The sequence below is a fragment of the Neptunicella marina genome (assembly GCF_014270035.1).
Classification (GTDB): Bacteria; Pseudomonadota; Gammaproteobacteria; order Enterobacterales; family Alteromonadaceae; genus Neptunicella; species Neptunicella marina.
Window position 1 is genome coordinate 20,421 of sequence record NZ_JACNEP010000003.1, and the last position, 24,590, is coordinate 45,010.

Sequence of the window (24,590 nt, forward strand, 5' to 3'; positions counted from 1 at the left end):
CTTTTGTTATTTTCTATCGCTGGCCCAATCATTGGCCCATTGATTTAATTTCATTAACGTTGGTTCTAAAGATTTACCGAGTTCTGATATCTGCCACTTATCCTGTTCATTTTTGAAAATGAGCCCGGCTTGCTCCAACTCTTTTAACCTTTTTGATAAGGTTGTGGGGGGAATATCATCACATATGCGTCGCATCTCTCGAAAACCACGCATGTCGTCTTGAAGCTCCCACAACAGCCGTAAAATCCATTTTTTGCTGAATAGCTCCAAAATTTGCATGATGGGTCTTTGCTGCAAAATAGTTCCTTATTAATCCATGAGTTATCTATATTAGCAATTCTCGGAGGGTCTTAGCCCTCAAGTCAGTGTAGTTGAATTACATTTTTGCTAACAGCTTAAACACGCTCAGTTATCTAAGAGAAGCGGCAGAGTGTCTGAATTGATCAGATAATGATCTATTTAGTGCGTGGTTTACTTAATAAGTTACTGCGAACTCATTGAGTTTTTAATTTGAGGAAGAATTTAGCTTTTATTCAGACCTGCATTTCTTGCAACGAGGCTGATACAATCGACGCCAGTATTTTCCGCAGACAGACTTTGAACGGCAGCCAGCCTAAGTGGTAGTTAGTGAGCAAAAAGCATTCCTCATCTCAAACAGTTAAAACCAAAAAAACAACAAGGGCGACAACAAAAAAACGTTTTCACCCCGTGAGGTGGGTGTTCCGGCATAAATGGCAATTATTGCTGGTGATAACGGCGTTAGTTGTAGCTTATAGTGTTTATCTGGATGCAATAATCCAGTCGCGTTTTAATGGCAATAAATGGGAAGTGCCTGCGCAAATTTATGCCAGACCATTGAGTTTGTATCCCGGACTGGAAATTGACCGGCAGGAACTGATTGATGAGTTAGAGCTGCTATCGTACCGGCGAGTCGAGCGACTACATCAAAGTGGTGAATATGCAGCCAGTACCACACAAGTCCATTTTGTGCGTCGTGCGTTTGAGTTTGCTGATGGCTTTCAGGACGAGCAATATGTGGCCGTCGTACTGGCCGATGGCAAAGTGCAACGTATTAACGATCTTAAATCCGGGCAATCACTGCCTTATGTACAACTAGAACCCTGGCTGATTAGCCGCTTAACCACTTCTTCGCAGGAAGACCGCATGTTAGTGCAACTGGACAATGTACCCAGTGCATTGATTGATGCTTTACTGCTAGTGGAAGATCGCGATTTTTATCAGCACTATGGGGTGAAACCGCTGGCAATTATCAGAGCACTGATTACTAATATCAGGGCTGGTCGCAATGTACAGGGCGGCAGTACCTTAACGCAGCAGTTAGTTAAAAACTTTTTCTTAAGCCGTGAAAAATCCATCTTACGTAAAATTAACGAAGCCTGGATGTCATTAATTATCGAAGCCCGTTACAGCAAACAGGTGATTTTACAGGCTTACCTGAATGAAGTGTTTTTAGGGCAAAACGGTGCCACTGGTGTGCATGGTTTTGGTCTGGCCAGCCATTTTTATTTTGACCGGCCATTAAATGAATTAAATGTAGGTGAAATCGCCACGTTAGTGGGTATGGTCAAAGGTCCTTCCTATTACAATCCACGTCGTCACCCTCAGCGCGTAATGCAAAGACGTGATCTTATTTTACGTATGATGATGGATGCCGGCTACATCACTAAAAGTGAGTACCAACATCAGGTTAAAGCTAAACTGCAACTGGCAAGTGAGAATCGTCTTGCCCAGGGCAAACATCCTGCCTACATGGATCAGGTTAAACGCGAATTAAAACAAGCCCTGCAAACACCTGAGTTATTTTCGGCGGGCATTAAAGTGTTTACGGCCATGGATCCTATCGCGCAGAAACGCGCCGAATTAAGTGTTCGCCATCAAATTCCCATTCTGGAACAACGTAAAAAAATCCAGCAGTTGCAAGGCGCGGTTATGGTCAGTGATATTCATAGTGGTGAGATACGTGCGATTGTCGGAGGCAGGCAAACCGATTTTCAGGGGTTTAACCGAGCACTGGATGCCAGTCGTTCGGTTGGTTCTATCATCAAACCTGCGATTTATTTAACGGCATTGTCTAACCCGCAACAATTTAATTTAGCCAGCTTGATTGAAGATGAGCCGATTGCGATGCAAAGCAGTGGTGGTCAAATCTGGCGCCCTCTTAATGCAGACAAAAAATTCCGTGGACAGGTTAATTTGATTACTGCTTTATCACATTCGTTAAATGTGCCAACGGTTAATCTGGGCATGCAGGTTGGCCTGGATCAGGTCACACAAACCTTACATCAACTTGGAATTGAACAATCGGTGCCACAATATCCGGCCATGTTATTGGGCGCGGTTAATTTTAGTCCGATTCAGGTTAATCAGATGTATCAGGTGATTGGTAATCAGGGCCAGCTTATTCCTCTTCACAGCTTGCTGGCAGTGACGTCCAACGATAATAGACTGGTTTGGCGGGCTAATTATCAGGCGCAACAGAGGATTGATGCCGGTGCCAGTTATCTGGTGAATTATGCACTGCACAAAGTGACAACCGAGGGAACCGCTAAAACCCTTAAAAAACTGTTCCCGCGGATAAATCTGGCGGGTAAAACTGGGACCACAGATGATTATCGTGATAGCTGGTTTAGTGGTTTCGATCGCAATACGGTGACTACAGTGTGGTTAGGGAAAGATGATAATCAATCTACCGGTCTAACTGGGGCAAGTGGTGCGCTACAGGTTTTTAAGGACTATTTACAACGTCAGCATCCTAAATCACTGGTGAGAGGCATGCCCAATGGTATTAATATTGCGCATTTTGATGCAGCAACCGGTGCTGTGGTAAATCCGGGATGTCCTGATTCTATTAGTTTACCGGCGATTATCGATTTACTGCCAGCGGCGCAAAGCTGTAAAGCAGCGGTTAATAAACCGCAGGAAACAAAACAAGCACCACAGAATAAGAGCTGGTGGCAACGCCTGTTTGGCGACGATTAACATAGAGGAACATCATGGAAAAACAAACAGAAATTGAGGCGGCCGTTTTGCGACGCTTATTGGCACATCTGGATAAACGTAAAGATGTGCAAAATATTGAGTTAATGATTCTGGCTGGGTTTTGTCGTAACTGCCTGTCGAAGTGGACGGTGGCTGAAGCCGAGAAATTAGGTGTTGAAGTGGATATGGATACCGCCCGTAAACATATTTATGGTATGCCATATTCTGAGTGGAAAGAAAAACACCAGTTACCGGCTACAGAAGAGCAAATGCAGCAATTTAATGCGCTGAGTCAGAAATAAAAAAGCCCGCGATAGCGGGCTTTTTTAGCTGAAAATGTAGCGGCTTATTTATCAAAAATCATATTCAGATAATCAGCTAAGCGAACACCACCTTGTTTTAAACGCTGCTTTACAGTGTTGATGTTGTTATATAAATAGCTGTAATTGATGTTGTCAGAATCCGGGTAAATGTCATCGCGGATTTTGGTGCTTTCAGCGATCCACACCAAAGGATCAGTGTTGTCCCAGGCCTTTAGTTGCTCAGGTGTGATTTTTTCATCTAACCACTGGGTTAATTCTGAGTATGACAGATTGAGTTTCTCAATCATTTTGGTATCCCACACACTATGCAGGTTAGTATCTTCCCAGAAAAATTTCAGTTTAACGTCATTACCACCTTTATCGGTGCCGTTACCTGCATGCAGAGGTTGATGTAAGTCTCCCACCAAATGTATAACAAAGCGCAGTGCCAGTTTTTTATCTTCCAGCGACGCATTATTGTCTTTTAAAACCTTAGTGAATTTTTGCAGAGCATAATAAGCGTCACCTTGTTCCGGTGCACCCACTTCCGCGTAAGTTTTATCTTGTGGCACAGTTACATAGTGCCAGGGAGGAGAGGTTTTCTTCCAGAACACAGCCGGGTCTGAACGCATTTCATCAGCATAAGTAGAAGCTTCAGCCAGACTTTCATGGGGTAAAATTTTGGCGATTGCTGTTTTTGTATCTGCTGATAAATGACGCTGTGCAATTTCACCTACAACACGGTGACCGGTTTGTCCCCAGGCGAAAGCTTGTTGGCTTATTACCAGGGTGGTTAAACATAATGCGAGTTTTTTTAATTTCATAGTGAATTACTGGTGATGTTGAGATCTTGGTTAAGTGTAATGGCTTGTTCATTATGTTGTGATGAAGGTCAGCCAGTTTTTATTTTAATAATAACGCTTGGAATGAATCCTAACAGCAGTGGCAGCCTAAACCCAATCCTGTCAGCCTGAAAATCTGCTATTTATCGAGTTTAAATATCCAATGCACCATCCCAGTCTCCTGGTAAACGGTTACTGCGCATTTGAAAACATTGTTCCAGATGATGATGTACCAGCTTGTCTTCTGGCGCCAGTGTTAAAGCCTGCTGGAAGCAGTTGATTGCGTCATCCCAGTTTTTATCAATACGCAGTTTGATCCCTTGTTTAATATAGGGAGCGGTTGCTAGTTTGCGCTGCTGTTCATCTTCGGACAGATGTTCGAGGATTTCATACACCTCAATAGGTTGTTGTTTACCTTTTACTCTTACCCAGTCGAGCAGGCGGTGGGGATAACTATCACGCAGCCCCGAGATATCCAGAGTTTGAGCAGAACAAATGATGTCAGCGTTGAACTTGGGCGCGAGGGATTCAAGGCGGTAGGCGGTGTTCACACTATCACCTATGACGGTACTGTCCATGCGATCATCTGAGCCTACTGTTCCCATAATTACCGGGCCAAAATGGATACCTATACCGCTATTTACAGGCGGATAATCACAATTTGAACGATGTTGATTGTACAAATTTAATGCCTTGCGCATATCTGACGCAGCCTTTAAGGCATCTCGTGCAATGTCGGCTTTACTGCCATCGGGATGATCAAATATTGCCATAATGGCATCACCGATAAATTTATCAATAAAGCCACCATTTTGGTGGATAGGCTGATTCATGCGCAGGAAGTAAGAGTTAAGAAAATTCATCAACTCCTGCGGTGACATACGTTCAGAGAGTCCGGTAAATCCACGGATATCACAAAACAAAATAGCCACGTCTACTTCATCGGCTTTGCCTAATTCAACTGATTCGATGCCATCTTTCGCGAAGTGATCAAAAAACTGGGTAGGAACAAACTTACGAAATGTCTGGCTGACGCGTTTGGCTTCCTGTAACTGGTTATGTAGTTCGGCAACCAATTGCTGTTGTGCTTCGGGGGAACTGTCATCCTCAGTCACACTCAGAGACGTTTGTTTGCGCAGGCTGTTATACAACTGGTGGATACTACGCAATCGACGCATCAATCCAATCAGGATTACGCCAAATACGATTACCACAAACAACAATATTGCTGTCAGGGTAGAGGAAGTCAGAAATGCTGCCACAACCAGTTCTACTTATTTCACTGCAAGTGCCTATAAGATGTCAGAATCAACGGCCGGTGCCAAGTAAATCCGCACCGGCGTTTGTCTGTTAAAGGTCAGCCATGACCTTATCGGCAATCTCCAGCGTTTTTTCTATTACGCTGCTATTGTGACTGGCAGAGATAAATCCGGCTTCGTAAGACGCCGGCGCCAGATATACACCATTGTCTAACATGCCGTGATAGAAACGGTTAAACAGGTCGGTATTGCAATTTATAGCTTGCTGGTAGTTAACCACTTTTTTCACATCGGTGAAAAAGAATCCAAACATGCTACCGGCACGGTTGGTAGTAAAATCAATACCATGTTTATCTGCAATTTGCTGCATGCCATCGGTTAGCTGCTGTGCACGTTTGCTTAATTCATCATATAAACCGGCGGCCTGAATTTGTTGCATTGCAGCTAAACCCGCGGCCATGGCAATCGGGTTGCCCGAGAGTGTACCTGCCTGATAAACCGGTCCTAATGGGGCCAGTTGTTGCATAATGTCATTTTTGCCGCCAAAGGCACCAACCGGCATACCACCGCCAATCACTTTACCCAGGCAGGTTAAATCAGGCGTAATATTGTAAAACCCTTGTGCACCACCCAGTGCAACACGAAATCCGGTCATAACCTCATCAAAAATCAATACGGTGCCGTATTGATCGCACACTTCACGTAACCCCTGTAAAAATCCTTCTACCGGAGGAATGCAGTTCATGTTGCCCGCGACAGGCTCAACAATAATACAGGCGATTTGCTCACCTAATTCAGCAAACGTCTGGCGAACTTGTTCAATATTATTGTATTCAAGGGTGATGGTGTGTTGGGCAAAGTCTGCTGGAATACCGGGGGAGCTGGGAACGCCAAGTGTCAGGGCGCCGGAACCGGCTTTAACTAATAACGCATCGGCATGCCCATGGTAACAACCTTCGAATTTAACGATTTTGTCGCGTTGGGTGTAACCGCGTGCCAGACGAATGGCGCTCATGGTAGCCTCAGTACCTGAATTTACCATACGTACCATGTCCATTGATGGAACAAGCGTACATACGGTTTCTGCCATGGTAATTTCGGCTTCGGTTGGGGCACCAAAACTTAAACCGTTTTGTGCGGCATCGATTACCGCCTGGCGGATGGCATTGTTATTGTGACCCAATACCATAGGGCCCCAGGACTGCACATAATCGATATATTGTTTATCGTCGCTATCATAAATATAAGCGCCGTCGGCTTTACTCATAAAAGGAGGTGTGCCGCCTACCGCTTTAAACGCGCGAACGGGTGAGTTAACGCCACCAGGAATGCGTTTTTTAGCTAATTCAAAAAGCTGCTGTGATTTATTCATTGGTTTCTCATAATTGTTCGGCTTTATTGCTGTACCACTGTACGTCGCAATCGTAATTACTAATGATATTTTCTACACCCAAGGTCAGGGCGAAGAGTGCCATGCGCACCAGTACACCATTATCTGCCTGACGGAAAATCGCCAGATTAGGATTAAGATCCAAGTCATTATCCAGTTCGTTGGCATCGGCACGCGAGTCGCGTGGCAGTGGATGCATAATCACGGTTTTTGACTGAAAGTGTTTAGTGTAAATCGCCTGATTTAAGCGGAACTTGCCGCGGAATTGGTTAGCCTCTTCCTGTGTGGCAAAACGTTCTTCCTGAATGCGGGTTTGATAACAAATATCTGCATCCAGATGCCCTTCTAACTGATCGGTCACGGTAAAGCGATGACCGGCATTCTCAATGACTGATAGTACAGAATCTGGCATGGCCAATGCGTCAGGTGAAATCAGGGTAAAACGAATGTTTTTATACAGGCTGAGTAATTTGGAAAGAGAGTGAACTGTGCGGCCGTATTTTAAATCACCTATCATGGCGATATGCATACCATCAATTTTCTGGCCGTGGAACGCCAGTTCTTTTTCGATGGTATATAAATCCAGTAAGGCCTGAGTTGGGTGCTCGTTGGCGCCATCACCACCATTTATTACGGGCACCCGGCTACCCTGCGCAAATTCGGCCACTGAACCACTGTCCGGGTGACGCATTGCCACCACGTCGGAATAGCTGCTCAGTACCCGGGCGGTATCGTAAAGTGATTCACCTTTAGATAACGCAGAAGAGGCCATGCCTGCGGTTTCACGTACTTCGCCACCTAATAAATTGAAGGCGGTGCCAAAACTCACACGGGTACGGGTACTGGCTTCAAAAAATAAATTTCCTAATATCGCGCCGTCCAATACTTTGGTGCGTTTCTGGCGATGAGCATAAGGTGCCATTTGATCTGCCACCCGGAAAACCTGACGAATACTGTCTTGATCAAACTGCTTTACTGAAAGAATATGATTGCCGCGAAATTGACTCATGGATTCAACGCATTAGGTTACAAAAGATGCGCAAAGTTTATCACGTTCAGCTTGTAACTAGGAAACGGCTTTAGCTGATTTTCGCTGTTCTCTGGCATGTACATGGGTATGGTGCCAGCGGTCTTTATTCCAGCGAAACCAGTAAAATACCGCACGGCATCCTTCATCCATTACCGCGGATGCCAAAATGCCATAAATCCCCCAATTAAATATGAATGCCATCACGTAAGCGCAAGGTAATGCCACTAGCCATGTAAACAAGGGACCAATGATGGAAATGAACATACCATCGCCGGTAGTGCGCAGCGCGCGACCTAACATTATATTGGCGGTGCGAGGCGGTTCAGAAAGCGCTGCGAGTAAAAACAACCACATTGAACTGCCAATTAAAGCTTCATTGTCGGTGAAAATGTCCATTATCGGGTGATGTAGCGCAAATAAAATAAATGCCACGATCCCAGTGCCCCAAAGCGCAGCTTTTAAACCTTGTTTCACCTGGGCTTTGGCTTCATCGTAACGACCAGCCCCGACTTTTTGTGTGAGTAAAACATCGGTAGCGGTTGCCAGTGCGACACTGATAATTAACCCCAGCATAAAGGTATTAAAGGTATAAATTTTTGCTGCTAATGCCACCGCACCTAAGCTGGCTGCCATGCTGTTCAGCACTATCATGTTGATATCAAATGACAGGGGTTCAATCATACTGGGAATGCCAAGGCGCAGAATGTTTTTGGTAGCAGATGAAAATTCTTCACGCATATGTTGCCAACTGAAAGGCAGTTTTAGGCGCAAATACACCGCTGCGCCACTAACAATAACGCCCATAAGTGAGCCAAAAACACTGGCCCAGGCTACGCCAACTAACCCTAACTTAGGTACGCCGAATAAACCGAATACGACAATCGCATTGCCTAACACATTGGCGATGAAATACACGGTATTGGCATACATATTCCATTGCGGCTTACCGTAAATATTCAATATCGATTGGAACAAGCCTTTTAACGCCAGTACCATCATCAACCAGCAAACAATACTGAGATAGGTATTGGCATCGACTCTTACCTGACCGGGTAAACCCATCCATTCGGTGATATAGGGGGCTATTGCACTGAGTGCTGCAGTGAGTATTGCACCCAGAACCATTACCCATATGGCATAGGTTGCGATAGTGGCGTTGGCGCGTTTAGTATTACCCGCGCCCAAGCGCTGTGAAGCAACGCTGGCACCAGAAAAAACCGCCACCCATAAAATATTGGAACAGAAGAACAAAATGGGAGTGATGGCACCTGCAGCTGCGGCTGATGAATCGCTAACCCGGCTTAAAAAGAAAGTATCCAGTAACGGCACGCTGAACTGTAAACATTGTTCTATTAGCAAAGGGCGACTCATGCCCCATAAACCTTTTTGTTGTGCAGCTGTGCTCATAAAAGTGCAGATATTCCGATATTAAGGATTAAATAAACTTCACCACGGCTAAAGCGACAATCGCTAGTAAAGCCAGTACGGGTAATTCGTTGATAATTCTAAAAAATTTGGCTGAATGTTTGCTGGTATTGTGGTGCAAGTCTTTCATTAGTTTGTATAAATAAATGTGGTAGGCATACAAACCCACAACTAACACCAGTTTTACATGCAACCAACCACTGACTGCAAACCATGCTGCGCCGTAATTGACTATTAATGCGATACCGAAAACTGCGGTTAACACTGCAAAGGGGGTAACAAACCAAAACAAGCGGCGTTCCATAATACTTAATTGCTTTTTGACCGCCAGATTGTCACTTTGCGCATGATAAACAAACAGCCGGGGCAAATAAAAAATGCCAGCAAACCAGCAAATAACAAAAAACACATGTAATGCTTTAAGCCATAACACTAAAAGTCTTCCTTATGCAGGTAGTTTCGTAAATTATTCCAGGTGATTATGCCGACAATATTGTGCGGTGAACGGTCATAAACATAAACAGCACCGCGCCTTTCGGCTTGCAACATGACATATACTTCAGCCAGAGTACATAGTGCACTAATACCCTGCATCTTCACTGATTTTAAAGGTTCGTTTTCATGACGACTTAGGCTGGTGTCCCATTCGATCAGGGCATATTCGTGTTCGCTATCCAGTTCCAGTGTGTTAACTAACAAGGTGTCCTGTAGTTTTTCCAGATGGGCCTGTAACGGCTCCTGTTCACTTTCATTCACCAGTTTAAAATCTTTATCTACAACTGCCAGTACGCCGGTGTTTTGCAAGGTAAATTGCACAGAAGTGGATTGGTAAGGTAATTTTTGGAACTGTAATTGCTGGGTGAAAATTGAACGGTTTTTAAAAAGCTGCGCAGAGGTCACATACGAAGCCACAATTACCAACATGGCAGGTAATATTACTTCCGGGTTATAGGATAATTCCATCACTGCAGCCAGTGCGGCCAGTGGTGCATGCAATACCGATGTCATCATGCCAGCCATACCCAGTAAGGCAAAGCTGCTGGTAAATACGGTAACGTCATTAACCACGATGCTCAGAGGCAGTAATACAATTGCTCCAATCAATACGCCAATACCAAAGGTGGGGCCAACAATACCACCGGGCACTCCTAAACCCAGAGCTACAATAGTTAGTACAAACTTACCCGCCAGGATTGCCACCAGAATGTGCACGCCATCAGGGGCATGATTAACCATTTCAATGGCGCTTAGTCCTGATCCCATCGCCTGAGGGATCAAAATACCTACGATACCCGTTGCTAACCCAGCAATCAGTAATCGAGTAAGCATTTTGTAATGGCTAAATGAGCGGATCATTCGCATTAACTGAAAATTAAATAAGCTTCCTGCAGCACCTAAAATAAACCCCAGTAGTATCAGATATAAATACATCCAGTAGTCGAGAGATATAAATTGGAGATAAGCCATTTCATGGTCTTCACCAAACACCAATCGAGTGAGAATTGAGCCACAAGCTGCCGCCAGCATAATCGGGATAAACATATGCACTTTGTATTCACGCAGCACGACTTCCATCACAAAAATCACGGCAGCAAACGGGGTGTTAAAGGACGCGGAAATACCTGCTGCAACACCACATCCAGCCAGTAAACGAATACTGTTGTGCGGTAACCTAAACCATTCACCAAAGAAACTACTTCCTGCCGCCCCCAAATGTACTGAAGGGCCTTCACGTCCTACCGAAAATCCGGTTGCCAGTGACACTGCACCACCGAAAAACTGGTTGAGGGTCGGGCGCAGCGGCATATGACCATAACGTGTTTTAAGGCGATGAATCACATAGGGAATACCGGTGCGGTTATGGCGAAATTTGGTGAGGTAGGCAAATAATATGATGCAAATTACCCCTCCAATCGGCAGAATAAACCGGAAAGTCGGATCAAGCGTGGTAAAATCGTCAGCTCGCTCTAAATAAAAGCTTTGCAGGCCTTCGATGGCCAGGCGAAATAAAATAATCAGCAACGCGGCACACACGCCACCAACAACACCCAGTACACAACGTTGTATCGATGTTCTGGGATGTGATAGTTCGTAGTGGTATGGTTTAAGTGACATGGTATTCAGCGTTATTATTTTAGTGCGCAGTTTAACACAAGTTACTGTATTTTAAGTTTTATTCAATTTGAATAAAACACTCAGGTTAAGTAGTAGGACCAATCATAGTGGGTGATCTTGAACTAAAACAACGCTGGGGTGCATTTAAGTTTTATTGCATCGCAATTCTGATATTGCTTGCCGCAGGTTACGGCGGCTATAGTGTTGGCAACTGGCAATCCGAAAATCAACAACAGCAAATATCTGGATTGCAAAATACCATTGATGAATTTAATAAAGAAAATAATCGCTTAACTCGTAAAGTAAATATACTGGGCGTTGAACTGGAAATTGAAAAGCGTGCTAATCAGCAGGCGCAACAAGATCTGGAACATGCTTTTAGTGAAAATCAGCAAGTGCGTAATGAACTGTCATTTTATCAGAAAGTCATGGCACCAGAGCTGGGTAATGAAGGTTTTGTGATTGATAGCATGAATTTTCAGTCGACCAGTGTTGAACGTCATTTCCGTTATTCACTTATTTTGATGCAACAGGAACGTCGCAAGAATTTTGTTAAAGGCACAGTAACCATCAAACTTCAGGGCAGTCTGAAAGGACAAATGCAGGAACTGGATTTACTGTCGTTGCAGGACCCGCAAAAAACAAGTTTAGGTTTTCATTTCCGCTATTTTGAAACATTAAACGGAGAAGTGGATTTGCCGGATAACTTTATCCCGGAAAAAATTATGATTAAGGCTCGCATGACCCATCAAGGAAGTAAAAATGCAACCTTTGAGCGCACCTTTGACTGGTCTGAAATGCTTGATCAGGCCAGTGAGGAATAGTTAGCAGTTAAGCTGACATGGCGCTTGTTAATTAAGTTGTTTGTTACTAGCGGTAGTCTATTCAAATGCCTGTACATTTAATTAAAAGCAATAACCAGTTTCAAAACAGTATTCAACAGGGTCTTGCTATTACCATAGGTATTCTGGCCATTTTGCTCTCACTGGCCAACCTGACTCTTGGCCAGTACCCACTTATGGTGTTGGAATGGATGCTGGCCGCTTGTTGCTTTTTTGTATATCGCCAAATAAAAATAAACAAGTTTACCTATATACAGTCTCTTCTGGTGCCTTATCTCACCGTAGTGGCGATCATCTTTGGCACTTTGGTATCCAAGCTGGTAAATGGTCTGTTTATCTGGACCTTTATTGTTCCCACTATTTTTTATTTACTGTTTGGCCAGCGACATGGTTTTTGGGCCACATTGGTGATTGGAGTCATTCAGGTCATTAATATTCTCAATAAAGAGAATGTTGCTTTATATAATTCCGATATTGTTGCGATTAACTTTGCCTGTGCCTACTTTGCCATCTGGCTGGTGTCCAGAACATATGAAATAAATCGCAGTAAATCGCAACAGGCATTGCAGCAACTGGCAATGAAAGATTCATTGACCGGCGCGTATAATCGTCTGGCTCTGAAAAAGTTTTTTGAAGAACAGTCTGTTCAAAGTAAAGAGCTCACTTTGGTGTTGATTGATATCGATTATTTTAAAGCAATCAACGACGACTACGGTCATGAAGCCGGTGACCATTTATTAACTGAATTTACCCATTTGCTGCAGAAAAAGGCCGGGGAGTCTCAGGTTTTTCGTCTGGGAGGTGAAGAATTCTGCTTGTTATTGCCGTTAAACGCAGAGCAAGCCGTGACGCTGACAAATGATGTTCGCCAACATATGTTACAAGCTGAGTTTTTATACAAAAAAGACAGCTTCCACTTTACCTTTAGTGCAGGCATTGCTGCTTATAAAGATAATCGTAATTTGTCAGATTTATTGGCTGACGCAGATAAGAAATTATATCGGGCCAAGCGTGATGGGCGTAATCAGGTTATTGATTGAGGGTTGTGTAATTATTAAGGCGTTTGCATACAACGAGGAAAGGTAACTATTACCTGATAACTCAGAATAACAAGGCACCCACAAAGGGTGCCCATTTTAAAGTTTAAACAGACTGACTTTTCAATGTGTATAAGCCGGGCGTTATTAACGTAACTTGCGCCGTAATCCGATTAAACCTAACGAAAACAATACCAGCATGGCTGGCTCTGGAACTGAGTTTGCTTCTAAGTCAAATTGTAGTTGACCTTTGTTACCAAAATCGAAGTTGACGTTATCAATTGAGCCGCTAAAAGTAGTGCCCCAGGCGCTACCAGTCTTGATCGTAATGCCGCGGATAGCTTCACGGGAATAATCAATATCGTCAAAAGTATAAAACGGATCATCAACGTAACTTCCATCAAGCAACTGAGCTAGAGTAGGAGCTGCATAACCGCCGTAGTTTTGATGATCATATACATTGAGCTGATTTGTGCCAGCTAAAGTAGACCAGGTATTCCAGTTGTTTGCAGGCGCATTGATGTTGTTAGCATACAAAGGATCAAATGTTAAACGCTGTCCATACCAACCACTTCCATCATGGTTACCGTCCACTGTAGTGTAAATCTGTATAAAAAAATCATTCACTCCGCTGTTTTTCAGCGTATCAAAACTCAGGCTAATCAGGTCGCCCAAATAGTATTCGGTGGTTGAAGGATCGGTATCCCAGTATAAATAATACTCCGAGTAAGCACCCGCATTACCAAAGGTGGTTGCAGACCAGGCACTGTTGCCAAGCGGAGCTGCCGGTGTGGTTTGCCCGGCTTCCAGACCTTGCCCTGTTTCGGGATCGGTTAGGGTAATCAGGTCGGCGTTAGCTATGTTGCTAAACGCCAGGCCACAAAAGATAAGAGTGGCGATATTTTTTATATTCATAGTTCTTTATCCTTGTTGTGTTGATGGTCCCGTTGCATACGGCAAGTTGCATGGTGTGTGAAGTGGAACAAACAGGTAAAGCAAGCACTATGCCTATAATAAAAAATCTAATATTTACAGTAAGATATAAAGTATATATTCATAAATCGGCGATGTTGTTGTAAATTTTTCTGACAGAAAATATTGATTAACTAATTGATATAGCTTTATTTTTTTAGTCAATTATTTTAATGCGTTATTAACTGATTCAGGCTGGTAATTCGCCTGAATCATGATACGAAAAGTAGAAAATATTTAGTGTTGTGATTGGCTATGTTGCTGAATAAATGCTTCGCAATCCCCCTGATGCACATTATCGATTAAATACTGAATTTTCCATTTATCTTCCACTAACACCAGCTGAAAGCTATTAACCCCACAATGGCGTAACTTGCCATCCAGATAAAAGGCATAGGGTGTCCAGACTGATGCCAGATTATCACTTTGTTGAACTGTTACGCCGAGTAAATGTTCATCCAGATGGTTTTTGGATTCACTAATGATGTTGGCAAACTTGCTGATATCGTTATTTTGCATCTCACCGGTTTTATTAACCCGTTGCAATAACGCATCCGGCATAAACTGCGCTTGTAGCTTAGTTCCGTCATGTTCACGCATAGCATCAAACAAATTATTAATCGGATCTTGTGGTGTAGCGGCTAGCAGAGCTGGTGCAACGAAAAGTGCAGAAACAAATGTGATTGAGCGACAGAATTTCATAGGGTTTATTCCTTGTAATTATTTGTTTTATCTTCCCAAGTTGCATTGTTTGGCGCAATGACATCATTAGCTAAATAGTGTCACAAAATATAAATCTGCTGTTTTTTGCTCTATTTATCGAAATTAAAATTTGATTAGCATGCTAAGTATTGCTATATTAATTAGCATGCTAAGTAAGTAGTGGAATGAAAATGGAAAGTAATATTGGATGGTTATTGTCTCGGGCGGCTTTTAGTTGGCGCAACGCGGTTGACCACTACATGTCATCATTGGGGTTAACTCAGACCCGTTGGATTGCATTATTGCACCTTGATCGGTTGGGCGAAGGTTGCAGTCAGAAAGAGCTGGCAGACAACATTGGTATCGAACAACCCTCACTGCTTCGCACACTTAATCAGCTGGAAGAGGCGGGGTTGGTTATTCGAAAAGGTTGTCCCGAAGATGCGCGCAGAAAAACCCTATGGTTCACAGCGGAAGGCCGAGATTTATTGTTCAAAGTAGAAAGCATGGCCAAAGCCGGTCGGCAAAAAATGCTGGCGGGATTAGATAAACAACAACGTGAAACATTTCATCAGTTACTTGAGCTGATTATTGAAAATGGCAACCAGTTTTTAGCGGAGAGATCATGACAGCAGATAAGCAGTTTAATCGTTGGATGCGCCGGGCATTTGTATTGTTTGTGCTGGTGTTTGCCTACATTATGCTGGCAGACGTCACCATTCCCATGACACCGCATTCTATGGTGCAAAGACCGGTTATTTCGGTGGCGCCAAGAGTATCAGGCGAGGTAACTCAGGTTTATGTTTCAAACAATCAACAGGTTAAAGCCGGTGATTTATTATTTGAAATTGACCCCAGTGATTATCAATTGGCGTTGGAAAAAGCGCAGCTGGCTTTAGATGCGGCAAAACAAGCCAATGCCACTTTGCAGGCACAGCTGGCGCAAGCGGCGGCGGCAGTGACCGAAGCCAACGTTGCGCTTGCAGAAGATCAGCGTGAATACGAGCGCATGCAAGCATTATTAGTTAAAAATGTTGTGAGTCAGCAGCAGGTTGATCAACTTGCCTCCAGCGTAGAAGCGGCCAAGGCTCGATTGGCGGCAGCTAAACAAAATCAGCGTGCAATTGACGTTGAACTGGGTGATCAGGGCGAACAAAATTTACGTGAGCGACAGGCGCGAAACCAATTAGAACTGGCCAGGCTTAATTTAAGCCGCACACAGGTCATGGCGCCGGAAGACGGTGTTATTTCTAATCTGCAATTGGTCTCTGGCGTACAGGCGCAGGCAAATCAGTCATTATTAAGTTTAGTGGTGGTGGGTAAAGAACGTATTGCTGCTGATTTTCGTGAAAAAAGTCTGACTCACATACCACAAAATGCTAACGCGCTAGTGGTGTTTGATGCACTGCCAGGTCAGGTGTTTAACGCGTCACTTTCAAGCCGTGATTTAGGCATAGCACAAGGGCAAAACGCGGCAAATGGTTTACTCGCAACTCCGGATAGTAGCGATCGCTGGGTGCGAGATGCGCAGCGTATTCGTGTTTATGTGCAGCTTAAATCACAGACGTTGCCAGCGTCGTTGGTGACAGGATCGCGCGCTACCGTGATGTTAGAAAACGATAATCAAGGCTGGATGCATACACTGGCACAGCTTCAAATGGCGATGGTGAGTTACCTGCATTATGTCTACTAATCAGGAAGTGTCTAATAGCAGAGATTTATCGCCCTCAGAGCAGCGTCGATTGTTGCGTATTGCGTTAGGCAGTTGCAGTGGTTTTGTTTTATGTAAATTAATGAACTGGCCGTACGGGGTATTTTTTACCGTTTATCCCATGTTATTGCTTGGCATGCTGCCGGTGTTTAACCGTTTAATTGCCTGCCAGTTTCTGTTTGGTTGTGTGGTTAATATTGTTGAACTGTATTTGCTGCAACGTTTCTTTTTGCCATTTCCATTGCTGATGAGCATGGCAACCTTTGTGGTTTTCGCAGTGCATTTTTATTTTATGGCTAAGGGAAAACACTATTTAATGTGGGCTTGTGGTTTAATTAGCCTGTCTACCATGCTGCATTTTGGCAGTTATCCTGATACCAGCATTGCTGATATGGCAACCTCAACCATGTTGGCATCCATTATTGCAGTCATCAGCGCTGCAGTGTTGTACTGGCTTATTCCTGAGCACTCTGCACCTGCAGCCGCTCCGCCACCGCCTACTGCGAGTTTTGAACAAATACGGCACAGAACCTTGTTAGGCGCGACTCTGGCTACATTATCGTTTGTGGTCTTTCAGGTTATGGATTTACGTGATTCGTTGTCAGCACAAGTCGCGACGATTCTGGTGTTGTTTCCGTTAACCTTCAGTGGTTCATTGCAAAGTGCCATCAATCGCGCCAAAGGCGTTACTCTGGGCTGTGCACTTGGCATCGTTGTGCAAATCATGATGTATGACCTGATTAATCACTTCACGCTTGTTGTGTTGGCTTTTTTTATGACGGTATTACTTGCAGCGAGATTACACCTTGTTGAGCGCGCGGGTTCCGGGATGGGATTTGGTGCCTTAACGACCATTGGCATTTTATTTGGTCAGTATATGCAACCCCATGGCGACATCCTGTATAGCAGTTTGTATCGCCTTAGCTCAGTTGTGTTTGCGTTGGCGATATTGATTGTTTGTGCCTATGCCGTACATCGGTTGCTGAATCAATTTGCCAGCACCAGAGATTGCGCTTATTAACCTTCGTTATATTTTATCCACATTGCTATTGTTGACCAATTCAGTCAGGTATTAGATAATTTGCACTTGCTGCCTAATTGCAGCGTCTGGTCACATTTTGAGGTAATCATGTCTGTACAAACTGCCCTTCCTATCGAATTTTCTGATTCTGCTGCACATAAAGTGCAAGCGCTTATCGCTGAAGAAGAAAACCCGAATCTTAAATTGCGTGTATACGTAACCGGTGGTGGTTGTTCTGGTTTCCAGTATGGCTTTACCTTTGATGAAAAGGTAAATGATGGCGATATGACCATAGATAAAGAAGGTGTGACCTTAGTGGTTGATCCCATGAGCCTGCAGTATTTAGTTGGTGGCGAAGTGGATTACGTTGAAGGGTTGGAAGGTTCACGCTTTTTAGTTAATAACCCCAATGCCACTACGACTTGTGGTTGTGGTTCCAGCTTCAGTATTTAATCAACTTTAAATACCTGCTCCGGTTATCCTCAGCCGGAGCACTAAGCCTACTCAGTACCATTCCAATACATTCATATTTTGCACTTCATCATTCCATTTCTGTGCTAGCTGACCTTTTTACATCTATTCTATCTTCGATTATAAATATTGCGGTTAAACAGGAACCTTAGTCGGTTATTCCTGTCAGTTTTTTTACTTTACCTAACAGCATTTTGGTTTGTTTATTTATGTTAAAACTATACGGATCAACCACTTCCCCCTACGTTCGACGCCTGCGCATGTGGCTGGCAAATGTGGAACACCAGTTTTTAAATTTGCAGATTTTTGAAGGTGAAGATCGAGAGTTACTCGCCCGACATAATCCGGCGATGAAAATCCCAATGATTGAAGACGATGGTGTGATGATTTACGACTCGCGAGTGATATTTCGTTATTTGAGCGAGAAATTTCACCGCCAATCTTTAAGCTGGGAGCAGGAAAACATTCTGACGTTAATTGACTCAGCCAATGATTCGTTTGTGCAGTTGATGCTACTTAAACGCTCTGATATTGATACCAACGAAGACAAGTTATATTTCCGTTTGCAGCATGAGCGAATTAACGCAACCCTAACTCATCTTAATCAGTTTATCGAACAACAAGCTCTCAAGCTGTGGGGCTATCCGGAGATTTGTTTGTATTGTTTGTTAGATTGGGTGCAATTCCGTCAGTTGCATAGTTTGCAGGGCTTGCATACATTGCTCGATTTTATGGAGTCGCATCAAAACCGCATCGAAGTTACTGCAACCGATCCCAGACAATAAGCCGCTACCACAGCGGCTTTTTTTGTAGTTTTCGTTGTAAGGTACGGCGGTGCATATTTAATGCTCTGGCGGCGGCTGAAATATTGCCATCGTGCTCCAGTAACACCCGTTGAATGTGTTCCCATTCCAGTTGTGCCGAAGACAGAGGCGAAAAGTCGTTTTCAGTTTGCGGGGGCTGTTGTTGTAAACGTGCAATCAACTGATTGAAATCCAGCGGTTTGGTCAGGTAATCGTCGGCACCTTGTTTGATGGCGTTGACCGTGGTCGCAATACTGGCGTAGCCGGTTACTATCCATATCTGCGCTTGCTGATATTTCTCGCGAAGTGTTGGTAGATGCGGTAAAACCGAGCCATTACCGAGGTTCATATCCAACAGCAAGTAATTGAAATTAGAACTACTGCTAAGCAAACTCTCAATGGTTAAAAATGCCTGCGCCTCAAATTGGTGGTGCTGCAATCGCCTGACCAACGTACTGGCATAGATTTCGTCGTCATCTAACACAGCGATCACAGATTAATATCCTGTGTTGTAATCACGGGTAAGGTCACGGTGACGGCGGCACCGGGGCTTAATTGTTCAATATTCACTTTTCCGCCCGCCTGCTCAATGCTGGCATTGGCTAAGGCAAATCCAATGCCATTGCCCTGACTTTGCACAAAGCCTTTACCCAGCTGCTGTTCTAGTTCGGTATCAATGCCTTCACCGTTATCCATAATGCGCAAAATTAGCTGATTGTGCTCAACATGCGCATGTAACTGGATTGCTCCGTTGGTTATATGCTGACAGGCGCGTGCAGCGTTATCCAACAAAGTACTAATCGCCATATCTAGACTGTCGTTTTGGCGCAAGCTGAAGCGAGATAATTGTTCATCAAGCTCTTTAGTGAACTGGACTTCATTGTGGGTTAACCACCAGTTCTCACATAAATGTGTTAGCCAGCTCTCGACTTGTTGCGACTGCCAGCTAAGAGGATCAAAACTTTTGCCTTGTTGAATCACTTTATCCAGCGCCTGTTTGCAGCGATGCAATTGATTCAGTATTTCCTGTGCCTGCAGCCGTGTTCGGTCACTGGCAAGGTCACATAATTCATCGGTTAACATTTGCGCACTGGCCAACGGCGTCGCGAGGTGATGCGCGGCATTGGCGGTTAAGGTTGCCACCGCCATAATCTGCTCATCACGCAACTGGCGCTGTTGTTGTTGCATTAATTGTTGATGCTGATGACGCACAATGCGCGCCTGAGCGGTAATAAATGCGGTAATTAAAAAGGCTGATACCCAAAAGGTAATCATCATGCCCAGCATGTGATCTGACATTCCCGCCGCGTGCAAATGCATATGAGGACTGGGCGAGGGCATGAGATAAAGCGCGATTAACAAGGTGTAACAGAGTACACAAATCAGTGTTATCACCCAGGATAATAACCGCGGTAAAGCCAGAGCTGCTAATACCGTTGGTACCAATAATGCTGATACCCAACCTGATAATACCCCCTGATTAAGGTGGATAAAAAAGCTCAGAACAAAAACATCCACACACAATAAAATAGCGGTGGCATTAATGCCGCTTAATCTGGCTTTAAGTTGTAGACAAGCCGGCAGCAAAAGTAGGTAAATAGCTAGGATCCACCAATAAATTGTTGCCGGTGCTGATAGCCAACCACTGATTAATGCCGTGCAAATAACTAATAACCGAAACCATAACAGATACGGGAATAGCGTCAGGGTAGGAGACTGGGACAAAAATAACTTGTTTCGCATCGCGCGATTGTTGCCCAATCATTTAATAGGTGCAAGCGTGACTGATAGCCAAAGGTGCGACAATTTGTCGCACCCTATTAACTATGTTGTTGCGGCGAGTCTTTTAGCTTGTGCATTAGGGCTAATTCTTACCCAGCGGAATAAGTACAGAATAATGATTTTGGTGATGCCACTGACGGTCGCCAGCAACAATAGTGGCCAACCATTTTTTATCCCGATCACACAGGCAAAAGCGATAGTAGACACATCCATCATCAAAATAAACAGGCTCATATTTTTATCCAGTGAGCCGGTGCTGCCGGCTTTGATCACCAGTTTAATTTGATGGTAATAGCCATAAGCCAACAGTGAAGTAATGATACAAATCATGCCCGCCATAATTACTTTACCGCTGTCGGTATAGGAATCACCTAACAAACCAAACAAACTGCCCACCACTAATAAACAGATTGCGCCAAGCAAAGCCAGAGTCTCTTTGCGATTGCCTCTGTCGCGCCATATTTCGTACAAGATCAACGCAACTAAAATAGACGCAATGAGTCGTGGCCATACAATAAAATGGTTAAAAGGCGTAATCGCCATGCCATATACGTAAAACGAAAAGTAGGCCAGAAAGCTCACCATAAACATCTTTAGTGACAATAGCTTGGTGGGTTGAGCCTGATGTTCGGCTTTTGCTCGCCAAAGAGTACGAAGCTGAGAAAATACGCCCAATAAACTAATAAAAATAAAGGCGGTATTAATACTGCCGAATAATGTTTGCCACATAAAACAACTCTCCCTGATTTTGATGCGGCGTATCTTACTTAGCGAACAGATGGCTTCAATCAGATTCGCTTAATACTGAATATTGATTTGAGTGATAGTCTCATCAAACTCAGATAAATAGCCAACAACACCAAATAAAGTAAATAAATCTTTGCACTTTGTTAAATTAAATTTAATTTATATGGCTTTTGTTGGAATATAATTCGGTATAGCTTGGCTTTTTTGTATTTAAACGAGTTGAGTTATGCATTCTACCGCACTAAATCGCGCAAAATTATTATCGCCAAAACGTAATAGTACTCAGGCCGCTAATATCGATGAATTAGCGAAAGAACAGTTGCTGCATTTTGGTATCGATCCCGATAGCGAATACGGGATGGCGTTATATCAGGCGGCGTGCAATTTGTATCAGACTCAGCTAAATGTGCATCAGCTGTGGGATATCACCACCGAAACGCTTGAGCAGGCCAGCAAACAGGATCGCATCGCCTATTTTAATGCCAAAAAATTCCTGTCATTCCAGTTAGCTAAAGTGCTGGACACGCTGCAAAATCCGTTTCGCGCCACCCATCAAAGCCTGAATGCACAAAGTGGTTCACACTTAAATAAAGGCCACTATCCGTTATTCGATAATGTCACTGCGTTGTTTTCTGCCAACCCGGTTATAGTGCGCACTGCCACCTATGTTTATGCCTGTACCGAATGGATTGATGATGCATTTCAGGGCAAAGAGTTTTCCCATCAGATTTATTCACGTTTATTAAATCCCACCAGTATTTCACTGGCCAATGCGATTGTGGATTTGGAAGCCGGCCCCTATGCCGGCGAATATATGGCATGGAATTTCAACTCAGGTATGGCGGCAATTGATGGCATGTTAGCCAATGTATTGTCCCACGGTGATGTGGTGATTGTATCGCGCAACATTTACGGTGGTGTGTTCCAGCTGTTGCAGGATCACTATGCCAAGCCGGATAAAATGGCAGTAAAACTGGAGTGGTTTGATGGTTATTCTGCCGATGAATTCCAGCAATTTATGCAGCAAGTTAAAGAAAAGCATGCTGATAAGTTAAAAGCAGGTGCTAACTTACATGTATATATCGAATCGCCCTGTAACCCCCACGGTTATGTGCTGGATGTGCCGGGCATTTGTGAACTGGCGCATCAGCAGGATGCACTGGTAATGCTGGATGCCACCCTTGCGACTCCTGTGCTGCAACAGTCACTGCAATATCCACACAAAACACAGCGCCCCGATTATGTGGTTCACAGTTACACCAAAGATATTTGTGGTAGTGGTGCAACCACAGCCGGTGTGGTGATTGGTGAAAATCATCGTATGTTCCAGGCAAAAGGCGATACGGTTAACGGTGTCAGCTGGGACAAAACCCTATTCTGGGATGTGTACTATATAAAAGGCGCTTTCCTTGACTCGGAAAAAGCCTTTGATGTACTGATGGGCATGAAAACCCTCGAACAACGCATTATCAATAAAGTAATCAATACCAAAGTGTTCACTGCGTTTCTGGCGTCCCATCCGGATTTTAATATTAATAGTCACGCCATTGAGCAAAACAAAAACGCGCATTTACGCCGTGCCCAGCTGCGTCATGGCTGGCCTTGTGCATTGTTTACCGTGGATATGGAACAAGCTGATTTATCGCGTGATACTTTTGTGCGCTTTTTTGATGCGCTGGAGCCGGGCTTCAGTCATCAGGTGTCAATTGGCCAGAACAATACCATCATATTGTGCCCAGCACTGACTTCACACTCTGAATTAAATACCGAAGCGCAACATGCTGCGGGTATTTACCTCACTACCATGCGCATTGCCATGGGCACCGATAATGTTAAACAACTGATAGCGCATTTTATGCAAAGTGCACAAATACACATTGAACCGGTGCGTCCCGGTTTCTGCGACAAGTTTATGAGTGCAAAACAAATTGATGATTTATATCTTGAAATTAGTATGCAGGTCAGCCAGCAGCATTTTGAATCAGTTGCTTCGATGCAAACTTTATTAGAACAACACGATATTCAGGGAGAACTCGCCTAATTGTACTAAGCTAGAACTAAGGCTAAGCGGTTTTAGTCTGGCTTGGGAGATTGTTATGGCAATGGCGTTTTTTCGTCAGCATTTTACCAGAAGTGAGCCACTGGCAATGGCCGGTGGTCAAATCTTCGAACAGGCAATTGAGCTGGCATTACAACCTGATATCACACAAGATTGCAGCGACACTTTGCACAACGTCGCTGCCCTAACCAATAAACAACAGCATACCAGTGTCGCTTTTTGTGGCACCGGTGATTTTTGCAAATATTATGCGGTTACGCTGTTATCAAAACACACCGGTTTGGCGGTATGTTATATTCATTGTCCCCAGTGGGTAGAGCGTTATGCGCACGATAGTGGCAAAAAACTCGCACGATTATTTGCCGATGCACAAAATAAACACTGGTTGCTGTTTTTTGATGAGGCCGATGCACTGTTTAACCCAATGCAGCATGCGGAAGATGACGAGCCTTATGTTCCCGTGTCACCAGGATTATTGCGAAAATTAATGCAAAACCTGGCGTCTTTAGTCGTGCTGTCAGTGCATGACAAAAACATCAATGACAGCTTTGCTAAATTGTGTCAGCGACAAATGATATTTAATTAAGCTCAACTCTGGCAGTGTTGAGATTGATCAGAAAGAAGGTAAGCGCTTGCTAATTTGGTAGTCATAAACCAGTGAGGTTTCAACATGATTGACTTCACTGCGCCCGGTTATGGCATTAAAAATAAAATCGCGCAAATGAGCGGTATCTGACACCGTAATATGCACCAGAAAATCATCTTCGCCACCCATGTGGAATACCCCTAACACTTCTTTTTGGGTGAGCATATCTTGCTGGAATGCTCCGATAATGTCGCGACTATGGCTGGATAAGCGTACCGATATCATCGCCTGAATGTGGCCACCTAACGCATTGACATTAAGCTGCACACCACTACCTAAAATCACACCATCAGCTTGCAGGCGTTTGACCCTTTCTAAACAGGATGAAGGTGATAAACCCGCAATTTGAGCTAAATCTTTATTGGTGATGCGGGCATCAACAAACAATTCTGCTAAAAGGGTGAGATCGGTGCTGTCTAATGGCCGTGACATAA

Annotated in this window: 25 protein-coding genes; 11 read left to right on the plus strand and 14 right to left on the minus strand. The window is 44.0% G+C overall.

Annotated features, from left to right (window positions below; all coding sequences use genetic code 11):
• Window positions 1-6: 6 nt before the first annotated feature.
• Entirely contained in the window at window positions 7-297 is a 291-nt protein-coding gene (locus H8B19_RS04645) for a winged helix-turn-helix transcriptional regulator (protein ID WP_186505630.1), read from the minus strand.
• A gap of 330 nt (window positions 298-627) precedes the next feature.
• Between H8B19_RS04645 and mrcB the strand changes: the two genes are divergently transcribed.
• Both mrcB and H8B19_RS04655 read left to right on the plus strand, forming a co-directional pair.
• Entirely contained in the window at window positions 628-3,000 is a 2,373-nt protein-coding gene (gene mrcB / locus H8B19_RS04650; protein WP_186505631.1) for a penicillin-binding protein 1B, read from the plus strand.
• Between the two features lie 14 nt (window positions 3,001-3,014).
• Window positions 3,015-3,302, plus strand: coding sequence for a DUF1244 domain-containing protein (locus tag H8B19_RS04655; protein ID WP_186505632.1), 288 nt, complete (start codon window positions 3,015-3,017; stop codon window positions 3,300-3,302).
• 44 nt (window positions 3,303-3,346) lie between these two features.
• Here the strand turns inward: H8B19_RS04655 and H8B19_RS04660 are convergent, their stop codons facing one another.
• From H8B19_RS04660 to H8B19_RS04690, 7 genes are all read right to left on the minus strand, one after another.
• On the minus strand, window positions 3,347-4,126 hold the full coding sequence (locus H8B19_RS04660) for a S1/P1 nuclease (protein WP_186505633.1): 780 nt from the start codon (window positions 4,124-4,126) through the stop codon (window positions 3,347-3,349).
• A 170-nt stretch (window positions 4,127-4,296) separates the two neighbouring features.
• Window positions 4,297-5,406 carry an adenylate/guanylate cyclase domain-containing protein gene (locus H8B19_RS04665; protein ID WP_338401493.1) on the minus strand — a complete coding sequence of 370 codons (1,110 nt, stop codon included), beginning with the start codon at window positions 5,404-5,406 and terminating at the stop codon, window positions 4,297-4,299.
• 88 nt (window positions 5,407-5,494) lie between these two features.
• Entirely contained in the window at window positions 5,495-6,775 is a 1,281-nt protein-coding gene (gene hemL / locus H8B19_RS04670; protein WP_186505634.1) for a glutamate-1-semialdehyde 2,1-aminomutase, read from the minus strand.
• A gap of 7 nt (window positions 6,776-6,782) precedes the next feature.
• A complete protein-coding gene (locus H8B19_RS04675; RefSeq protein ID WP_186505635.1) occupies window positions 6,783-7,802 on the minus strand; it encodes an aspartate carbamoyltransferase in 1,020 nt (339 codons plus the stop codon).
• 57 nt (window positions 7,803-7,859) lie between these two features.
• On the minus strand, window positions 7,860-9,230 hold the full coding sequence (locus H8B19_RS04680) for an MATE family efflux transporter (RefSeq protein WP_186505636.1): 1,371 nt from the start codon (window positions 9,228-9,230) through the stop codon (window positions 7,860-7,862).
• Between the two features lie 28 nt (window positions 9,231-9,258).
• On the minus strand, window positions 9,259-9,681 hold the full coding sequence (locus tag H8B19_RS04685; RefSeq protein WP_186505637.1) for a CopD family protein: 423 nt from the start codon (window positions 9,679-9,681) through the stop codon (window positions 9,259-9,261).
• Window positions 9,681-11,363 (minus strand): chloride channel protein, encoded by a 1,683-nt coding sequence (locus tag H8B19_RS04690; protein ID WP_186505638.1) that lies wholly within the window; start codon window positions 11,361-11,363, stop codon window positions 9,681-9,683. The genes H8B19_RS04685 and H8B19_RS04690 overlap by 1 nt, the downstream gene beginning before the upstream one ends.
• 107 nt (window positions 11,364-11,470) lie before the next feature.
• Between H8B19_RS04690 and H8B19_RS04695 the strand changes: the two genes are divergently transcribed.
• Both H8B19_RS04695 and H8B19_RS04700 read left to right on the plus strand, forming a co-directional pair.
• Window positions 11,471-12,187, plus strand: a complete 717-nt coding sequence (locus H8B19_RS04695; RefSeq protein WP_186505639.1) for a DUF6776 family protein — start codon at window positions 11,471-11,473, stop codon at window positions 12,185-12,187.
• A gap of 65 nt (window positions 12,188-12,252) precedes the next feature.
• Window positions 12,253-13,245, plus strand: a complete 993-nt coding sequence (locus H8B19_RS04700; protein WP_186505640.1) for a GGDEF domain-containing protein — start codon at window positions 12,253-12,255, stop codon at window positions 13,243-13,245.
• A gap of 144 nt (window positions 13,246-13,389) precedes the next feature.
• Here the strand turns inward: H8B19_RS04700 and H8B19_RS04705 are convergent, their stop codons facing one another.
• Both H8B19_RS04705 and H8B19_RS04710 read right to left on the minus strand, forming a co-directional pair.
• On the minus strand, window positions 13,390-14,157 hold the full coding sequence (locus H8B19_RS04705; protein WP_186505641.1) for a PEP-CTERM sorting domain-containing protein: 768 nt from the start codon (window positions 14,155-14,157) through the stop codon (window positions 13,390-13,392).
• A gap of 294 nt (window positions 14,158-14,451) precedes the next feature.
• Window positions 14,452-14,916 (minus strand): nuclear transport factor 2 family protein, encoded by a 465-nt coding sequence (locus H8B19_RS04710; RefSeq protein ID WP_186505642.1) that lies wholly within the window; start codon window positions 14,914-14,916, stop codon window positions 14,452-14,454.
• 191 nt (window positions 14,917-15,107) lie between these two features.
• On the opposite strand from H8B19_RS04710, the gene slyA reads away from it, so the two are divergent.
• The 5 genes from slyA to H8B19_RS04735 all read left to right on the plus strand — a co-directional run bounded on the left by slyA (window position 15,108) and on the right by H8B19_RS04735 (window position 18,904).
• Window positions 15,108-15,545: a transcriptional regulator SlyA gene (gene slyA, locus H8B19_RS04715; RefSeq protein ID WP_186505643.1), complete on the plus strand. Its 438-nt coding sequence runs from the start codon at window positions 15,108-15,110 to the stop codon at window positions 15,543-15,545.
• Window positions 15,542-16,609: an HlyD family secretion protein gene (locus H8B19_RS04720; RefSeq protein ID WP_186505644.1), complete on the plus strand. Its 1,068-nt coding sequence runs from the start codon at window positions 15,542-15,544 to the stop codon at window positions 16,607-16,609. The genes slyA and H8B19_RS04720 overlap by 4 nt, the downstream gene beginning before the upstream one ends.
• Window positions 16,599-17,648, plus strand: coding sequence for a DUF2955 domain-containing protein (locus tag H8B19_RS04725; protein WP_186505645.1), 1,050 nt, complete (start codon window positions 16,599-16,601; stop codon window positions 17,646-17,648). Before H8B19_RS04720 ends, H8B19_RS04725 begins: the two co-directional genes overlap by 11 nt.
• Before the next feature lie 108 nt (window positions 17,649-17,756).
• The gene (erpA, locus tag H8B19_RS04730) at window positions 17,757-18,101 is read left to right on the plus strand and encodes an iron-sulfur cluster insertion protein ErpA (protein ID WP_186505646.1); all 345 of its coding nucleotides are present in this window, start codon (window positions 17,757-17,759) and stop codon (window positions 18,099-18,101) included.
• Window positions 18,102-18,328: 227 nt separating this feature from the next.
• Entirely contained in the window at window positions 18,329-18,904 is a 576-nt protein-coding gene (locus H8B19_RS04735; protein WP_186505647.1) for a glutathione S-transferase family protein, read from the plus strand.
• Window positions 18,905-18,908: 4 nt separating this feature from the next.
• Here H8B19_RS04735 and H8B19_RS19215 read toward each other — a convergent pair whose 3' ends face one another.
• The 3 genes from H8B19_RS19215 to H8B19_RS04750 form a co-directional block, all read right to left on the minus strand.
• A complete protein-coding gene (locus tag H8B19_RS19215) occupies window positions 18,909-19,415 on the minus strand; it encodes a response regulator (RefSeq protein ID WP_186505648.1) in 507 nt (168 codons plus the stop codon).
• Window positions 19,412-20,665 carry a sensor histidine kinase gene (locus tag H8B19_RS04745; RefSeq protein ID WP_186505649.1) on the minus strand — a complete coding sequence of 418 codons (1,254 nt, stop codon included), beginning with the start codon at window positions 20,663-20,665 and terminating at the stop codon, window positions 19,412-19,414. Before H8B19_RS04745 ends, H8B19_RS19215 begins: the two co-directional genes overlap by 4 nt.
• Window positions 20,666-20,746: 81 nt before the next feature.
• A complete protein-coding gene (locus H8B19_RS04750) occupies window positions 20,747-21,433 on the minus strand; it encodes a hypothetical protein (RefSeq protein WP_186505650.1) in 687 nt (228 codons plus the stop codon).
• Window positions 21,434-21,677: 244 nt separating this feature from the next.
• On the opposite strand from H8B19_RS04750, the gene H8B19_RS04755 reads away from it, so the two are divergent.
• Window positions 21,678-23,492: an aminotransferase class I/II-fold pyridoxal phosphate-dependent enzyme gene (locus H8B19_RS04755; protein WP_186505651.1), complete on the plus strand. Its 1,815-nt coding sequence runs from the start codon at window positions 21,678-21,680 to the stop codon at window positions 23,490-23,492.
• Between the two features lie 55 nt (window positions 23,493-23,547).
• On the plus strand, window positions 23,548-24,096 hold the full coding sequence (locus H8B19_RS04760; RefSeq protein WP_186505652.1) for an AAA family ATPase: 549 nt from the start codon (window positions 23,548-23,550) through the stop codon (window positions 24,094-24,096).
• A gap of 27 nt (window positions 24,097-24,123) precedes the next feature.
• On the opposite strand, the gene H8B19_RS04765 is transcribed toward H8B19_RS04760, so the two are convergent.
• The gene (locus H8B19_RS04765) at window positions 24,124-24,588 is read right to left on the minus strand and encodes an Lrp/AsnC family transcriptional regulator (protein WP_186505653.1); all 465 of its coding nucleotides are present in this window, start codon (window positions 24,586-24,588) and stop codon (window positions 24,124-24,126) included.
• Window positions 24,589-24,590: the final 2 nt, after the last annotated feature.

Bases quoted from the DNA above. Each gene is read 5' to 3' on its own strand.
- H8B19_RS04735 (WP_186505647.1), top strand. From the start codon at position 18,329: ATGTTAAAACTATACGGATCAACCACTTCCCCCTACGTTCGACGCCTG.
- H8B19_RS04750 (WP_186505650.1), bottom strand. From the start codon at position 21,433: ATGTGGCAAACATTATTCGGCAGTATTAATACCGCCTTTATTTTTATT.
- H8B19_RS04680 (WP_186505636.1), bottom strand. From the start codon at position 9,230: ATGAGCACAGCTGCACAACAAAAAGGTTTATGGGGCATGAGTCGCCCT.
- hemL (WP_186505634.1), bottom strand. From the start codon at position 6,775: ATGAATAAATCACAGCAGCTTTTTGAATTAGCTAAAAAACGCATTCCT.
- H8B19_RS04690 (WP_186505638.1), bottom strand. From the start codon at position 11,363: ATGTCACTTAAACCATACCACTACGAACTATCACATCCCAGAACATCG.
- slyA (WP_186505643.1), top strand. From the start codon at position 15,108: ATGGAAAGTAATATTGGATGGTTATTGTCTCGGGCGGCTTTTAGTTGG.
- H8B19_RS04660 (WP_186505633.1), bottom strand. From the start codon at position 4,126: ATGAAATTAAAAAAACTCGCATTATGTTTAACCACCCTGGTAATAAGC.
- H8B19_RS04700 (WP_186505640.1), top strand. From the start codon at position 12,253: ATGCCTGTACATTTAATTAAAAGCAATAACCAGTTTCAAAACAGTATT.
- H8B19_RS04745 (WP_186505649.1), bottom strand. From the start codon at position 20,665: ATGCGAAACAAGTTATTTTTGTCCCAGTCTCCTACCCTGACGCTATTC.
- H8B19_RS04675 (WP_186505635.1), bottom strand. From the start codon at position 7,802: ATGAGTCAATTTCGCGGCAATCATATTCTTTCAGTAAAGCAGTTTGAT.
- erpA (WP_186505646.1), top strand. From the start codon at position 17,757: ATGTCTGTACAAACTGCCCTTCCTATCGAATTTTCTGATTCTGCTGCA.
- H8B19_RS04725 (WP_186505645.1), top strand. From the start codon at position 16,599: ATGTCTACTAATCAGGAAGTGTCTAATAGCAGAGATTTATCGCCCTCA.
- H8B19_RS04765 (WP_186505653.1), bottom strand. From the start codon at position 24,588: ATGTCACGGCCATTAGACAGCACCGATCTCACCCTTTTAGCAGAATTG.
- H8B19_RS04760 (WP_186505652.1), top strand. From the start codon at position 23,548: ATGGCAATGGCGTTTTTTCGTCAGCATTTTACCAGAAGTGAGCCACTG.
- H8B19_RS04755 (WP_186505651.1), top strand. From the start codon at position 21,678: ATGCATTCTACCGCACTAAATCGCGCAAAATTATTATCGCCAAAACGT.
- H8B19_RS04655 (WP_186505632.1), top strand. From the start codon at position 3,015: ATGGAAAAACAAACAGAAATTGAGGCGGCCGTTTTGCGACGCTTATTG.
- H8B19_RS04705 (WP_186505641.1), bottom strand. From the start codon at position 14,157: ATGAATATAAAAAATATCGCCACTCTTATCTTTTGTGGCCTGGCGTTT.
- H8B19_RS04710 (WP_186505642.1), bottom strand. From the start codon at position 14,916: ATGAAATTCTGTCGCTCAATCACATTTGTTTCTGCACTTTTCGTTGCA.
- H8B19_RS04720 (WP_186505644.1), top strand. From the start codon at position 15,542: ATGACAGCAGATAAGCAGTTTAATCGTTGGATGCGCCGGGCATTTGTA.